Source organism: Prevotella communis, assembly GCF_022024175.1.
GTDB lineage: Bacteria > Bacteroidota > Bacteroidia > Bacteroidales > Bacteroidaceae > Prevotella > Prevotella communis.
The window spans coordinates 1,978,733-1,994,308 of the sequence record NZ_CP091794.1 but is presented as its reverse complement, the minus strand read 5'-3'; the positions used below and the strand labels follow the sequence as shown (position 1 = coordinate 1,994,308).

At 51.5% G+C, this 15,576-nt stretch carries 11 protein-coding genes; 4 read left to right on the top strand and 7 right to left on the bottom strand.

Features of this window, described 5'->3' with window-relative positions; all coding sequences use genetic code 11:
• From L6466_RS08145 to L6466_RS08135, 3 genes are read right to left on the bottom strand one after another with little or no spacing between them, the layout of a single operon-like run.
• Entirely contained in the window at nt 1-2,589 is a 2,589-nt protein-coding gene (locus tag L6466_RS08145) for a golvesin C-terminal-like domain-containing protein (RefSeq protein WP_237803235.1), read from the bottom strand.
• On the bottom strand, nt 2,582-3,136 hold the full coding sequence (locus L6466_RS08140) for a 1-acyl-sn-glycerol-3-phosphate acyltransferase (protein WP_091818756.1): 555 nt from the start codon (nt 3,134-3,136) through the stop codon (nt 2,582-2,584). The genes L6466_RS08145 and L6466_RS08140 overlap by 8 nt, the downstream gene beginning before the upstream one ends.
• Nucleotides 3,137-3,406: a hypothetical protein gene (locus L6466_RS08135; RefSeq protein ID WP_091818755.1), complete on the bottom strand. Its 270-nt coding sequence runs from the start codon at nt 3,404-3,406 to the stop codon at nt 3,137-3,139.
• A gap of 156 nt (nt 3,407-3,562) precedes the next feature.
• Between L6466_RS08135 and L6466_RS08130 the strand changes: the two genes are divergently transcribed.
• The 4 genes from L6466_RS08130 to L6466_RS08115 all read left to right on the top strand — a co-directional run bounded on the left by L6466_RS08130 (nt 3,563) and on the right by L6466_RS08115 (nt 9,616).
• Nucleotides 3,563-5,200 (top strand): diphosphate--fructose-6-phosphate 1-phosphotransferase, encoded by a 1,638-nt coding sequence (locus L6466_RS08130; RefSeq protein ID WP_091818754.1) that lies wholly within the window; start codon nt 3,563-3,565, stop codon nt 5,198-5,200.
• A complete protein-coding gene (locus tag L6466_RS08125; protein ID WP_237803236.1) occupies nt 5,200-6,114 on the top strand; it encodes a glycoside hydrolase family 25 protein in 915 nt (304 codons plus the stop codon). The genes L6466_RS08130 and L6466_RS08125 overlap by 1 nt, the downstream gene beginning before the upstream one ends.
• A gap of 4 nt (nt 6,115-6,118) precedes the next feature.
• Nucleotides 6,119-6,655 carry an HD domain-containing protein gene (locus tag L6466_RS08120; RefSeq protein WP_237803552.1) on the top strand — a complete coding sequence of 179 codons (537 nt, stop codon included), beginning with the start codon at nt 6,119-6,121 and terminating at the stop codon, nt 6,653-6,655.
• Between the two features lie 96 nt (nt 6,656-6,751).
• Nucleotides 6,752-9,616 carry a putative LPS assembly protein LptD gene (locus tag L6466_RS08115; protein WP_237803237.1) on the top strand — a complete coding sequence of 955 codons (2,865 nt, stop codon included), beginning with the start codon at nt 6,752-6,754 and terminating at the stop codon, nt 9,614-9,616.
• A gap of 31 nt (nt 9,617-9,647) precedes the next feature.
• Here L6466_RS08115 and L6466_RS08110 read toward each other — a convergent pair whose 3' ends face one another.
• The 4 genes from L6466_RS08110 to L6466_RS08095 form a co-directional block, all read right to left on the bottom strand.
• Complete coding sequence (locus L6466_RS08110; RefSeq protein WP_091818751.1) at nt 9,648-11,903, bottom strand: cation:proton antiporter; 2,256 nt, start codon at nt 11,901-11,903, stop codon at nt 9,648-9,650.
• A 48-nt stretch (nt 11,904-11,951) separates the two neighbouring features.
• Nucleotides 11,952-13,175 (bottom strand): peptidase T, encoded by a 1,224-nt coding sequence (gene pepT / locus L6466_RS08105; RefSeq protein WP_237803238.1) that lies wholly within the window; start codon nt 13,173-13,175, stop codon nt 11,952-11,954.
• An 80-nt stretch (nt 13,176-13,255) separates the two neighbouring features.
• On the bottom strand, nt 13,256-15,166 hold the full coding sequence (locus tag L6466_RS08100; RefSeq protein ID WP_237803239.1) for a carbohydrate-binding domain-containing protein: 1,911 nt from the start codon (nt 15,164-15,166) through the stop codon (nt 13,256-13,258).
• Nucleotides 15,163-15,567 carry a hypothetical protein gene (locus tag L6466_RS08095; RefSeq protein WP_237803240.1) on the bottom strand — a complete coding sequence of 135 codons (405 nt, stop codon included), beginning with the start codon at nt 15,565-15,567 and terminating at the stop codon, nt 15,163-15,165. The genes L6466_RS08100 and L6466_RS08095 overlap by 4 nt, the downstream gene beginning before the upstream one ends.
• Between the last annotated feature and the right edge of the window lie 9 nt (nt 15,568-15,576).

Sequence of the window (15,576 nt, the reverse complement as noted above, 5' to 3'; positions counted from 1 at the left end):
TTATCTGTTAATTAGGAATTTCAGTATGCCACGCATAATTGACTCTTGAAGTGCTTTATCTGTGATGCATTCAAAGGGAAAACCTATTGAGAATGCGTGGTAGTCATTACCTTGATAGGCCACTGCAGCGCAAGTCTGGTTGTTGTAAACCATCGTGGGAAATGCGTTGCTGGTGGTGGGCATCAGGATGTCGCTTTTCAGGGCGGCGTAATGCTTTTCGTTCAGCTGGCGATAGAACTTGAATGTCGTGCCAAGTCCCTTGACGTCTCCACTCAGGTCGTTGTTGGTTCCCTCGTAGCTGACCTTCAGGACGTCGGCAAGGAATGCCTTCTCTTCGTCGTTGGTCATGTCAGAACCGATATAAGCTCCGCTTACCAGCAGGTTGCCGCCGCAGGCTGTATAGTCTCTCAGTCGTTCCTGCATAGCCTGACGGAAACTCTTGTATGGCACTAAGCTGTGCCCGTCATTTTTCTCCAGTCCTAACAGCAGGTCAATGGCCTGGTATCTGTTCAGGTCGCAGTCGCCTTTTTCAATGGCCAGTGAAGAACTGCTGACGATACTGTATTCTCCAGCCGAACGGATGGCATTGGCATGGGTGCCTACATAGTTGAAGTCGTTGCCGGCAATGAACATACCCTGAAAATCGTTTGTGGTATATCCTAAGCCCGTCTCGTTCTCAATGCCCATGCGCTTGACGTCGAAATTACGCTGTAGTCCCAGCCATCCGGCTGTCCTGCCATACGACACACCAATGTCTTCGTTGAGGTCAAAACCCTGTCCCTCCTTACTGATGGCGGGTGATGAGAGTCGGTTGAACCCATTGACTATCATGATGGTCTTGGTGGATTTGGGGTTGTAGAGTGCAGCAAGAACCTCAGTGGGAAAACTCTTTCCCCCCTCGTTGATGGCTGTTACGCGGAAGCGGTAGAGCACGTTGGGCTTCAGTTGTACATGACAGGAAGTGCCTCTGAGCAGAGTGCCATTGTCAAAGTCGCTGTTGTCCTGGGCAATGTATAATACGTAGCCCGTCGGAGCAGATGAGGGCTCCTGTCCGTCTATGACGCCCTGCCAACTGATAATCGCTTCGCCTGCTTTTTCTGAGAACTCTATGTGGAAACGATTAGGCGCCAAGGGTTGTACCACAGCCTCTTTCTTGTGCTTGCTGGTGATATAGCGCAGGATGGTCTTGTAGACAGAACGTGCCAACGTGAACCGGAAGTTGGGATCCTGACCATAGCGCATATCCCCGAAATTCTGATGCGACAGCGTTTCAAGGATGGAGCTGGGAACGATGGGCAGACGTGTCTCAGAGTAATTGCGGTCTCTCACCTGACGTCTGGTCCAGTCGCCATAACTGTATTTCATGTCGGCGGTCAGGTTGTTGAGCAGGGCCGTGGCCAGTTCTCTTGAGGCCTCACGACTGATGCCTGCCGCCAAACAACTGTCGCCATAATTGGTGGTGCAGATGGAGAGAGAGCCATAGACGCCCTCACCAGTCTCTGTATAGCCTGCATCGCTATGGATGGCCAGCGACAGTTCTATAGGAACGTGACGACCAATGGAATCTGGTGCAAAAACAGAACCGCCACAAAGCAGGTTGGTCATCAGGGAACGCACGTTGAGGTCGTCGCCATAGTCGTTCTCGCCATTCTTGCAACTATATATCTCGTAAGGCATTCCTGCCCATTGTGCATAATATCGTGCGCCTTCCAGACAACGGGGCAGTCCGCTGGTTTCGCCCCCTCGTTCTATGTTACCCATACCACCGCCAAAGCGGACGGCATCAGTCGTGACTACGCCTTTGTGCTTGCTGAGGTTGGATACTACGACCTTGTTTCTTTCGCTGCATCCCTCGTCAAAATCAAATGTACCCAGATAGGCCCATGTGAATCCGCCCATCTGCTGGTTGACCTTGAACTCAGTCTTCTGACCTTGGTGATAGACGATGTAGTGGGCGTCGTCAATGCTCTCTTCTACGGTCTGGTAACTGATATAGACTGCATATCGGCCCGTTTCGGGGATGGTGGGCTGATAGGTGACGGTACTCTGTTTGGAACTGTTGTGCGTGGTTTCTGCCATGCGTGCCGTACCGGCCATGAAAGGATTGTCCTTGTCCTGATAAGTTCCTTGGTGAATGGCAAACCCCTGACTGGGAGCTGTTTCCCAAGGATGGCGCAGGTTGCTTTCATGGTAGTTGACAAACGGAGGCGTGTTGTCGTTGTCTACGATGATCTCGTTGCGCTGCCAGTCGCGTTCGCGTGGTGTGAAAACATTCGCTCCGGCGTTCTCGAGCATGGGGATGAGGTAGGGGATTACGATGGTCTGGGTGAAGAGATCTTCCGTCGTTCCGAAGAGAGCTGGTCTCTGCCAGCGCCATTTTCCCTCGTTGTTGTCGAAATAGCGCCCGTGACTGGCCCATAGTGAAAGATGCCGCCCGTCGAGTCCGTGCTCAATAGTGTAGGGGCGTGATACGTTCTTGACCCATGGCTCACCCTTATAGTCGATATGTCCCCATGAAGTCTGGGCTGACAGACTTTGAATGCCTGCCAGCAGGAGTGTGATAATAAATAGAGGTGTTTGTCTAGACATTACCAATTGTAAACAGTTCGGGCCGCTTGCCCTTGAAATCCTTGAAGTATAGTTTAATTTCGCGCATGTCGGCCTCCAGGTCACCTGTGGGGATGATGGTCTTCGTGCACTTGATGTGTTTCTTTTCGTAGTCGAGTCCGTAGAGCAGGATGGGTATGCCTGCCTTCAGGGCAATGAAATAGAAGCCCTTCTTCCATTCCTCCACACGTGAGCGTGTGCCCTCCGGGGTGATGCAGAGATGGAATACCGGGGTCTGTTTGGCTGTTTCAGCCATAGAGTCTGTCATGCTGGTATGTTTCTGACGGTATACGGGGATGCCGCCCATCCATTTGAAGATGGGACCCAATGGCCAGAAAAACCACTCCTTTTTCATTAAAAAATTACTGCCTAGACCTTTGGCGCCGTTGTAGAGCTGTCCGATGAGGAAGTCCCAGTTGCTGGTATGGGGAGCCAGGCAGATAATGTATTTTTCAGGATGTTCCTCAGTCACTTCGGTTGTCCATCCCATTTTCTCGAACAATAGCCAGTTACAAAATTTCTGCCACATTTACAGGTTGTTTATTTGATCTACGATTTCGCTGACTTGAGCGGCAAACTTTTCGCGCAAATCCTTGTAGTATGCGCTGGCCTTGATGCCCGGCTCGGGGTGTGATACGCGGCTGATGAAGTTGCGCTGGGTCTTGACGACTGCCACAAGCAATGCCTCTGTGTTTTCCTTGCTGACTTCGTTTCCATACAGCGAAGCAGCCACGCCTTCAGTAAATAGTTCTTCGCAAATCTGGTTTATTGCCTTCTTTAGTGATCTCTTGTTTGCCATAGTCTTTAAAGTTGTTGAATCCTTTGCAAAGATACAAAATGATTTTGAATCCACCAAATACTTCTTTAATTTTTTGTGTTTTTCGTTTTTATTTCGTACCTTTGCAACCTGATTTTGAAATGTTATTTTTAATCAAATAAATTGTTCTAGAACAGTATGGAAAAAAGTGCATTGCAGATTGCAAGAGCAGCCTATCAGCCCAAGCTGCCCCGTGGATTGAAGGGCGCAGTAAAAGCTGTAGAAGGTGCTGCCACTCAGAGTGTTGACAACCAGGAAGAAATCAAGGCTCTCTTCCCCAATACCTACGGAATGCCTCTCGTAGAGTTCGTTCCCGGTGAAGAGAAGAGCTACGAGCCCATGAATGTGGGTATTATCCTTAGTGGTGGTCAGGCTCCTGGCGGTCACAACGTGATTACCGGTCTGTTTGATGCTGTGAAGCGTCTGAATCCCGCCAACCGTCTTTATGGTTTCATCCTGGGTCCTGGCGGTCTGGTAGACCACAACTACATGGAGCTGACCAAGGAGATTGTCGACGAGTATCGTAACACTGGTGGTTTTGATATGATCGGTTCTGGTCGTACAAAGCTGGAGAAGGTAGAGCAGTTTGAGAAGGGTCTCGAGATTATCCGTGAGCTCGGCATCAAGGCTATCGTGATTATCGGTGGTGACGACTCTAACACCAACGCTTGTGTGCTGGCAGAGTACTATGCCGCCAAGAATTATGGCGTACAGGTTATCGGTTGTCCTAAGACCATCGACGGTGACTTGAAGAACGATCAGATTGAGACTTCATTCGGTTTCGATACCGCTTGTAAAACTTACTCTGAGCTGATTGGTAACATTGAGCGCGACTGTAACTCAGCCCGTAAGTACTGGCACTTCATCAAGGTGATGGGTCGCTCAGCATCTCACATCGCCCTGGAGTGCGCTTTGCAGACTCAGCCCAATATCTGTCTCGTTTCTGAGGAGATTGAGGAGAAGGCTATGAGCCTCGATGATATCGTAGCATATATTGCTAATGCAGTAGCTGTTCGTGCTGCTGATGGTAACAACTTCGGTACAGTAGTTATCCCCGAGGGTGTTATCGAGTTCATCCCTGCCATCAAGAAGCTGATTGCCCAGTTGAATGACGTGCTGGCTTTGCCCGAGGCTAAGAATATCAGCCGCGACGAGCAGGTAGACTTCGCCAAGAGTCACCTCACAGCCGAGAACCTCGCTGTGTTCAACAGCCTGCCCGAGGGTGTTGCCCGTCAGTTGGCTCTTGACCGTGACCCTCACGGAAACGTACAGGTGTCACTCATTGAGACAGAGAAACTGCTGTCAGAGATGGTTGCTAAGAAGCTCGACGCTATGAAGGCCGAGGGTAAGTTCGTTGGTAAGTTTGCGGCCCAGCACCACTTCTTCGGATACGAGGGACGTTGCGCTGCTCCTTCAAACTTCGATGCTGACTACTGCTATGCCCTGGGTACCAGCGCTGCCCAGCTGATTGCTGCCGGCAAGACTGGCTACATGGCTATCGTGAAGAATACGACTGCTCCTGCCGACGAGTGGAAGGCAGGTGGTGTGCCCATCACGATGATGATGAACATGGAGAAGCGTAATGGTGAGATGAAGCCCGTTATCCGTAAGGCTCTCGTTGAGTTGGACGGCAAACCCTTCAAGACCTTTGCTGCTCAGCGTGACCGTTGGGCTCGTGAGACAGCTTACGTTTATCCCGGTCCTATCCAGTACTGGGGTCCCACAGAGGTTTGTGACCAGCCTACGAAGACATTGGCTCTTGAGCAGAGCAAATAATGCCAGGAAGTCATTCCAAATACACTACATCGCGAAGTCAGACGGGCAGAAAGAAGCCTCGTCTGACTTCGCCTGTTCGTAGAAAGAAGCCAGGCTTTTTTATACGTCTTCTCCGTCATGTGCCCCGTTGGGCGTGGTGGATAGGCGGACTGGCTATCATCTCTGTCTATATTGCTTTCTTCTATTACTTGTTTGTATCGCCTTACGGATTCCGCTGGCGTGCGCTCTATGGTGAGGTCAACTATCCCGAGGGTTTTGACATCCATGGTATTGACGTCAGTCACTATCAGGGTGAGATAGACTGGGAGGTGCTGCGTAATCAGGGCACTATCGATGATTGTCCTATCCGTTTTGTGATGATAAAGGCTACGGAGGGTGCCACCAAGGTTGACGAGAATTTCGAGGATAACTTCTTCCAGGCGCGCGAGTACGGGTTTACACGTGGTGCTTACCATTTTTACAGCACCCGTTCAAGTGCTGCCGACCAGGCCCGCTTCTTTATCCGCAACGTGAAACTGGAGAATGGCGACCTGCCTCCAGTACTTGACGTAGAGCATAAGCCTAAGGGGCAGACAACGGAAGCCTTCAAGCTGAGTGTCCTGGAATGGCTGCAGATTGTTGAGAAACACTATGGTGTAAAGCCCATCCTTTATACATATTATAAATTTAAGATGGAAAACCTTAACGACTCGGTGTTCGACCAGTATCCTTACTGGATAGCCCATTACTATGTGGACAGCGTGGAGTATCAGGGACAGTGGAAGTTCTGGCAACATACCGATGCAGGTAGTCTGCCGGGCATCAAGGGGCCTGTCGACTTCAATATCTACAACGGGTCGTACTATGATTTGCGTCAGTTGACCATTGGCAGTCAGGAGACCATCGGTGTAGACGCTTATCGTGATAATGATTAATATGATGGATTATAAGATTCTGATCGATAAATACTATCCGGAGGACGACGACTTGAAGGCGCTGCTGATGAAACATTCGCGCCAGGTGGCTGATAAATGTATCCTGGCCTGTGAGCGTCATCCAGAACTGCAACTTGACAGGGCTTTCGTTGAAGAGGCTGCCATGCTCCACGATATCGGTATCCGCTGGTGTCATGCGCCCGGCATCTTCTGTGAGGGCGAAGAACCTTATATCCGTCATGGACTTATTGGTGGGGAGATACTTCGGAAGGAGGGCTTTCCGCAACATGCGCGTGCGTGCGAGCGCCATACGGGCACAGGACTGACGCGTGAGCAGATTATACGACAGAACCTGCCTCTTCCCGAAGAGGATTTTACCCCAGAGACACTTGAGGAACAACTGGTATGCTATGCCGACAAATTTTTCTCGAAATCTCATCCTGACAGAGTGCTGTCTGTAGCGGATGCAGCCCGTAGTTTGGAGAAATTCGGTCGCGAGGGCGTGGAAAAGTTCCTTGTATGGGCTAAAAAGTTTGAATAAATGCGAAAATGACAACATAATTCATTTTTTATTTGTACTTTTGCACCCGTGAAACGCAAATCGGTCATATTTTTAATGCTTTCCGCTTTCCTTTGTATGCTGGCGGGAATACCTTCAACACCATATCAGGATAATTCAAGGACACTGGATGGCGATTCGTTGGAGGTGGCCGATTCTATTCTGTTTGACTCTATTCTCGCATCTCTTGATACGGTCCCAGCATCATTTGATTCCCTTTTTTCGGACACGACGATATCGCGTGGCGCCCGTCAGGCTGCAGCAGCCCTGAAGCGTGACACCACGGTGATGGACTCGCTGGAACTGGCTATCTATCTCCATAATAAGGCTGTTGACGACTCGCTGGCACTCGACAGTATCAATCGTCAGAGAAAGCATGGTATTGATTCTCCCGTGGAGTTCTCGGCCAACGACTCTTTGCTCTATGAGGCCGGCCATGGCATGGCCTATCTCTTTGGTAATTCCCATGTGAAATACCAGAACATGGATCTACAGAGCGAGAATATCTATCTGAGTCTCGACTCTTCACTCGTTCATGCTACCGGCGCACGTGATTCCGTTTCAGGAAAGCTCTTCGGCAATCCTGTGTTCCAGATGGGCAGCGATACTTATCAGAGTGATACGATGGCTTTCAACTTCAAGACGAAGAAAGGTTTTATCCAGCAGGTATATACCGAGCAGCAGGAGGGCTACCTCACCAGTCAGCTTTCCAAGCGTGGCGCTAATGGTGAACTCTATCTGCAGCACGGACGCTATACGACATGTGACGAACCCCATCCTGACTTCTACCTGGCACTCTCACGCGCAAAGGTTCGTCCCGGAAAGGATGTGGTATTCGGTCCTGCCTATCTCGTGGTATGCGATGTGCCCCTGCCATTGGCTATTCCTTATGGCTTCTTCCCCTTTACGAAGAGCTACTCCAGCGGTTTCATCATGCCTACCTATGGTGACGAGACTGAGCGTGGCTTCTATCTGCGTGATGGTGGTTACTATTTCGCCATCAGCGACCAGATGGATCTGAAACTGCTCGGTGAGATCTATACGAAGGGCTCATGGGGTGTCAGCGCGGCATCCAATTACCGCAAGCGTTATCGCTATAGCGGCTCTTTCTATGGCAGTTACCAGAACTCGGTGACGGGTGAGAAGAATCTGCCCGACTATTCCAAGACAACGAGCTTCAAGATCCAGTGGAGCCATCGTCAGGACGCAAAGGCCAATCCTTATTCTACGCTCTCGGCATCGGTGAACTTTGCTACCAGCAGTTATGAGCGCAACAACCTGACTTCTATGTATAACCCTCAGACGATGACGCAGTCTACGCGTACATCATCTGTCAGCTATAGCACTTCATTCTCAAGCATCGGCATGAGTCTGAGTACCACGATGAACCTGAACCAGAACATGCGTGACTCAACCATCGCCATGACGATGCCTGACCTGAATATCTCTATCTCGCGCTTCTACCCGTTCAAGCGAAAGCATATGGTGGGCAAGCAGCGCTGGTACGAGAAGATTGCCATGTCGTATACGGGTCATTTCAGCAACTCTATCTCTACGAAAGAGGATAAGCTGATGCATTCTAACCTGATCAAGGACTGGCGCAATGGTATGCAGCACTCTATTCCTGTGAGTGCCAGCTTCACCGTGCTCAACTATATCAACCTGACGGCATCGTTCAATTTCACGGACCGCACTTATACCAATAAGATTATGCGTTCATGGGATGGTACGACGGAACAGAGGGATACCATCTATGGTCTCTATAACGTCTACAACTGGAACATGTCGCTGGCTGCTTCTACCAAGTTGTATGGCTTCCTGACGCCTCCCCGTGGTTTCCTGGGCGGCAGGATCCAGAAGATCCGTCATGTCTTCACGCCTCAGGTCAGCCTGAACTATGCGCCCGACTTCAGCGCATCCCGCTATGGCTATTACGAGACATACCAGAAGACGGATAGCGAGGGTAATGTGACGATGGTGGAGTATTCTCCTTTCCAAAACTCACTCTACGGCGTACCTGGCAAGGGAAAGACGGGTAGCATCGCCTTTGATATGTCCAACAACCTGGAGATGAAGATGTACGACCGTAATGACTCGTTGAGGAAAATCAGCCTGATTGATGAGTTCGGTGCATCTATGTCGTACAACATGGCGGCGAAGATCCGTCCCTGGAGCGATTTGTCTACCCGTATCCGTCTGAAGCTCACGAAGAACTATACCCTCAACATGAACGCCGTCTTTGCCAGCTATGTCTACGAGGCCGACTCGGTAGGTGCCCGTCCGCGTCTCAGCGAGCATACCACCTATTGGGAGCAAGGTAAGATAGGCCGTTTCCAGGGTATGTCGCAAAACCTGTCGTACACCATCTCCAACGAGAAGATCTCCAAGATCTTCAAGTGGCTCAGGGGTGAGCGTGATAATAAGAAGGATAAGGATGAGAACGAGCCGGCTCTTGACGACATCAATAGTATCGAGTCGAATGTTGACCCCGATATGGAGAAAGCCAAGCATGGCGCCAGGAAGCAGAATGCCGGACTGGCTGAGACCGATGAAGACGGTTACATGCCTTTCTCTATGCCCTGGTCTGTCAGCTTCGGCTATGGTATCACCATGCGTGAGGATACTGACGTGAAGAAGTTCAATTACAACACGATGCGCTATCCTTATAAGTTCACGCAGAACCTGAACATGAGTGGTAATATCCGCCTGAGTGACGGATGGAATATCTCGTTCTCTTCCGGTTACGACTTTGAGAACAAGAAGATTTCCATGACCACGGCATCACTCTCGCGCGACCTGCATTGCTTCAACATGTCGTGCTCTGTAGTGCTGTCGCCCTATACCAGCTATAACTTCTCGTTCCGTTGTAACGCTTCTACGCTTACCGATGCCTTGAAGTACGATAAGCGTAGCGGATATAGCAATTCTGTCCAGTGGTATTAATCCTGTCTTATTCTTAAAACGAATAAGAGGCTTACTGGTGTGCAAGCATCAGGGCATCCAGGGCTTCCTGCTCACCTACAATCCAGAGGATGTCTCCCTCTTCAAAGCGGTGCTTGGGTCCTACGGATGACAGGTTCTCCTTTCCTTCCTCCATGCCTACCACCATGCAACTGTAACGGCTTCTGATGCCACTCTCTTCCAGAGTCTTGCCAATAAACGGACTGTCCTGGGCGATGATAAACTGGCGCAGCTTCATCTCGCGCTTCTCCAGTTCATAGTCTTCGCCCAGCACGTCATTCTCTATGGCATTGCGGAATTTGGTCAACTGGTCATCGCTGCCGATAGCCTGCAGCTTGTCGCCAGGGAAGATGATATAGTCGCCGTCAGGGATGTTCAGTCGGCATCCGCCACGCATGATGCTGCTGATGTGTACGCCATACTTGCGTCCCAGGTTCAACTGCTTCAGCGTCTGTCCCATCCACATCGAGTTGAAAGGCACGTCGAAATCCGCAATATGGATATCTCTGTCCAGCAGCTTTCCCTCATACAGGGGCTTCTTCCTGCCACGCACCTGAGCCTCGATATCGCGTGAGCGCAGGTTGTTGATAAACAGGCGTTCCAACAAGATGCTGCGTCGCTTGATGGACCTCGACATGATGATGAGTATCACAGCCACAAATCCCACCGTAATCAGGATGGCAGACCCGAAATGCGTCAGGTAGCTGATCACGTAGAACACGAAGTTCACGGCTATCATGATGCGGAACAAGATGGTGAATATCAGGGGCAGGCGGTTGCGGTTGCTTTCCTTCCACAGGGCCTTGAACTCCTCACTCCTGTTCTTCTTCATGACCATGGCCCGCAGGAACGGAGCCATCAGGATGATGGTGATGACGCCTGTGATGGCAGGACCGTACCATTTCTCCTGAAACATCTGAATCATGATAGGGTGGAAGAATGTCAGCATCAGCGCAATGACGGCAATGGAGAGAATGCTGTAGACGATGGTGTTGATACTCATCTGGATGAGCAGTCGCTTCCATTTGCTCTGTTCAGTGGTGTTCGGCCTGCTCATGGACAGATGGTTCAGCATCTTGATGAGTCTCGTGGGCAGATGTGGCTCCAGCGCATTATAAGCCGGCGTGGCGAGCCGTATCATGTAAGGTGTGAGAAATGTTGTAATGACGGATACGGCCACCACCACCGGATATAGGAAATCGCCGATGACGCCCAATGAGAGTCCCAGCGAAGCAATGATAAACGAGAATTCACCTATCTGAGCCATCGAGAAACCACAGCGCATGGCCGACTTCAGCGACTCGCCGCCCAACATGAACGAGATGGAGCCGAAGATAGCCTGGCCAATGATGATGGTCATCACCAGCACGAAGATGGGCAGGGCATAGTCTATCAGTATCTGCGGGTCAACCAGCATACCTACTGACACGAAGAAGACAGCGCCAAACAGGTTCTTCACCGGTTCCACCAGCTTCTCAATACGTTCTGCCTCTATCGTCTCAGCCAGGATGCTGCCCATGATAAAGGCTCCGAAGGCCGACGAGAAACCTACCTTCGTAGAGAATACGGCCATGGCGCAACAGAGTCCCAGGGATACAATCAGCAATACCTCGTTATTGATCAGCTTACGTACCCTGCGCAGGAAGAGGGGGATGGCAAAGATGCCCACCACCAGCCAGAGTACCAGGAAGAATCCTATCTTCATCACGGAGCCCAACATCTGTCCGCTGTCGGGATTGTTGCCACTGGCTATGGCGCTCAGCATCACCATCATCACGATAGCCAGGATATCTTCCAGTATCAGCACGCTCATCACCAGACCGGCAAACTGCTGTTGGCGCAGCCCCAGGTCGTCGAATGCCTTGTAGATAATGGTCGTGGAACTCATGGCCAGCATACCGCCTAGGAAGATGCAGTTCATGCGCGACCAGCCAAACGACTGTCCTACGATGACGCCAAGCAGGGACATGGCGAAGATGATGCATATCACCGAGATGACGGGCGATGCTCCCATCTTCAGGATTTTCTTGAAAGAGAAATCCAGTCCCAGGGAGAACAGCAGGAACATCACGCCAATATCCGCCCACAGATGGATGTTGGACATGTCTACCACCGATGCGGTATAGGGCATGTGGGGCGACACTAGGAAACCGGCTACGATATAGCCCAGTACCAGGGGCTGCTTCAATTTCTTGAATACCAGCGTCACGACACCAGCCACCATCAGTATCAGGGCAAGGTCTTCTATCAATGCGGGAAGTTCTGCCATAGACTCTACGTGTTGTTAGATGAGGCGCAATCCTTTCCTGGGATGGCGCTATTTGTTGTATTGTGCGGTGAGTTCACACAGTTTGACGATGACCTGCATGGCTTTCTCCATAGACTGTACAGGCACAAACTCGTACGGACCGTGGAAGTTGATGCCGCCGGCAAAGATGTTGGGGCAGGGCAGACCCTTGAACGAGAGTTGGGCACCGTCCGTACCACCGCGTATAGGCTTGATCTTGGGTGCCACGCCAGCTTCCTGCATGGCCTTCAGTACCAGGTCGATGACATGCATCTGCGGGTCAATCTTCTCCTTCATGTTGTTATACTGGTCGCAGACCTCGATGCTGACCGTTCCCTCGCCGTATTTCGCATTCATCTCTTCAGCTACGCGTTTGATGAAACGCTTGCGGTCCTCGAATTTCTCGCGGTCGTGGTCACGGATGATATACGACAGCCTGGCCTGTTCTGTCTGTGTCTGCATGCCCGTGAGGTGATAGAAACCCTGATAGCCTTCCGTCGTCTCAGGCGTCTCGTTGGCAGGCATCATACTGACAAATTCCGCTGCCAGCAGACTGGCGTTCAGCATCTTTCCCTTGGCATATCCCGGGTGAACACTCACGCCCTTGATGGTAATCTTGGCAGACGCGGCGTTAAAGTTCTCATACTCCAGTTCGCCCACGTCGCCACCATCCATCGTGTAGGCCCATTCGCATCCGAATTTCTCTACGTCGAAATGGTGGGCACCCATGCCAATCTCTTCATCGGGATTGAACGCCACACGTATCTTACCGTGCTTGATGTGCTTGTTGGCTTTCAGGAATACCATGGCCTGCACAATCTCGGCGATACCAGCCTTGTCGTCGGCACCCAGCAAGGTGTGTCCGTCCGTCACAATCAGGTCCTCGCCCGTATGCTGCAGCAGTTCTGGGAACTTATCTGGTGAGAGGTAGATACCCTCCGACAGTTCGATATCCCCGCCGCTGTAGTTGTTGACGATGCGCGGCTTGATATCGGCGCCACTGCAGTCGGGACTGGTGTCATAGTGGGAAATGAATCCTATCACGGGCACTTTATCCTTGATATTGGCGGGCAGCGTGGCATAGATGTATCCCTTGTCGTCCAGGGTCACATCCTCCAGTCCCTCATGTTTCAGCTCTTCATACAAAAAGCGTGCAAACACCAATTGCTTGCTGGTGCTTGGCACGCTATCGCTCTCCTCATTTGATTGTGTATCAAATTGAGTATACTTCAGAAATCGTTCGATAATATTCATAATGCAAAATTACGAACTTTCTCTTACAACTCCAAATTTTGGAGGAGATATTTGCTGTCTGCCTTTGCAGACGTCATAAATTATTTGGCAGTTATTGAAGCGACACTAGTTGTTCCCTGATGTGTGGACCCCAGATACAGGCCGTGCCAAGCCGTGGTGGCATCGGTAGGTTCCGTGGTACTGTATTTCACGTTGTATGTGGAGCCCTTGACCATTCCCGTAGCCGTGAACAGCGCCAGCTTGCTGCTACAGGACCCATCAAAACTGTAGGTCACGAGGTTGTTGCCCGAGGCATCTGCCAGGGTGTAGTAGCGACCCTTCGTGTAACTGATGGTGCTGGTGACAAAGGCATAGCCTTGTTTGGCGTTCGAGATGGTGTTGCCACTTGAACTGCCGCGACCGCCGCCTCCGCCCTGACTGCCGCCGGCGCTGATGCCGATGCCCGTACCCGTAATCTGGATATACGAGTTGTTGTCACAGTCGAAGCCTTCCTCGGGATCGCCCTTGGTGGTGTAGGCAAAAGCCACACCGTTGCCGATGGTGATGGCCCCCGTGGTACCTGCGTTGGAGTCTACGGCATCGTTACCGTTGGAGTAGCACACCGTGACGCCGCCGTTGAACATAATCTTTCCTGTAGAGTTGATACAGTCGTCGTAGCACTGGAAATAGTGCTTGCCGCCCTGAATATCGATGCTGGTCTTTGACTCCAGACCTTCACTTCCGTCTGATTTCGTGTAGATATCCGTCTCGCCGCCATAGATGGTCACCGCACAGATAGCCTTGATGCCCTTGGCCGATGAGGAACTGTAGGTAGAACCCGTCTGACGGATGGTCAGCTTCGGACCGGTACCGTCGGGCTTGCCCTGGGTGTAGGAACCCGTGACGTCCGTCCACTTCGTACTTCCGCCCATGCCGCCGGGACCGCCCCATCCCCAGTTGTTGCCACCGCTTGTCGTCTCTGTGCCGTTGCCGCAACGGATAGCCTTCGAGGCGTTACCGCTCATGTTGATGATGATATCGCCCGCATTCAGGGCCATGCAGAGCGCCTTCATGCCCTTGGCACCCTTCACCTCGCCATTCTCGATGGTGGGTGCCGCACTGTTGTTGATGACCAGCGTGCCACCGTCCACATACAGCGTGCCCGAGTTCTCGTCCTCATGATCCTCTGTCTGGGCTGTCGTCTCATCGTCTTCCTCCAGGTCCACGTTGATGCCGTCGTCGCCCACGCCGCTGATGCTGACGCTGCCACTCTTCATCTGGAAATACTTGTTGCACGAGATACCGTCCTTCACGGCCGAGAGGATATTCAGCGTCAGGTTCTTGATGGTGATATAGTCGCCACTCTTCAGGGCATGCGCCGTCTTGCCGTAGATATTCAGTGTGCCGTTGCCCTGCAGTTGCAGTTGTCCCTTGCTGTATATACATGCTTTCTGGTCGCCGCTGGCCCCGTCGGTGAGCGTATTCTCCGTATCCTTCTTCACGCTGAGCTGGATGCGCTTCTTGTTGTTGATGGTGATGGCAGCCCCGCTGGGGTTGGTCATCGTGATGCCGGCCAACTGTACCGTACATTTATAGGCGCCGTCGAGGGTCAGCGATCCGTTTTCGGTACTGCCTTTGAGGATATACGTTATCTCGTCGCCATCGATGTCGGCCGTGTTGGCCTGACTGATGCTGACGTGCCCGCCATTGACCGATGCGCTGACATAGGCGGCGATATTGCCGGCGATGCTGACGCTTGCCGTCGTGCCGTCGTAGGTAATTCTGACGCTGTTGTCCGTCACTTCCGTGCCATCAATATACATCCTGCTGATATCGCCGACAGCGAACGCCTTGTCCATGATGGTCAGCGTGGTTCCGCTGGCGTAGTTCATCTCGCCGGCTTTCTCCGCGGGAAACTGATACGTTACGCCGCCCGATACCACGTTCAGCGTCTGAGCCTGTACTGCGATAGTGAGTACCAGGGCTGTGATGAGGCTATATATCTTCTTCATTTTACCACTATCTTAAAGGATTTCTGCTTGCTCTTCAGGATATAAAGCCCGGGTTTAAGAGAAATCTTTGCTTCGTTGATATTCAGATACTTACCAAGTTTGACTCCTCCAGTAGTAAAGACCTCCACAACCTCTTTCTCCTGCGTGCCGGCATTACTGATGCCAGTCAGGTCGGCCTGTTGGGTGAAGTACATCTTGCTGAGGTCGGTCAGCGGCAACGACTGTGTGCCGTCGGCATTCGTGGCCACGAGTTGTCCGTTGCTGATTGTGATAGAGAGCTGCTCCACGGCGAGGACCGTCGTCGTGCCCTCCGTATTCTGGAATACCAGATACGGGTAGTCATATGCCTGCGCCTGGAGTGTGCCCAGTGTTATCAGGGTGGTTAGAACCAGTTTCCTCATTTTTGTGTT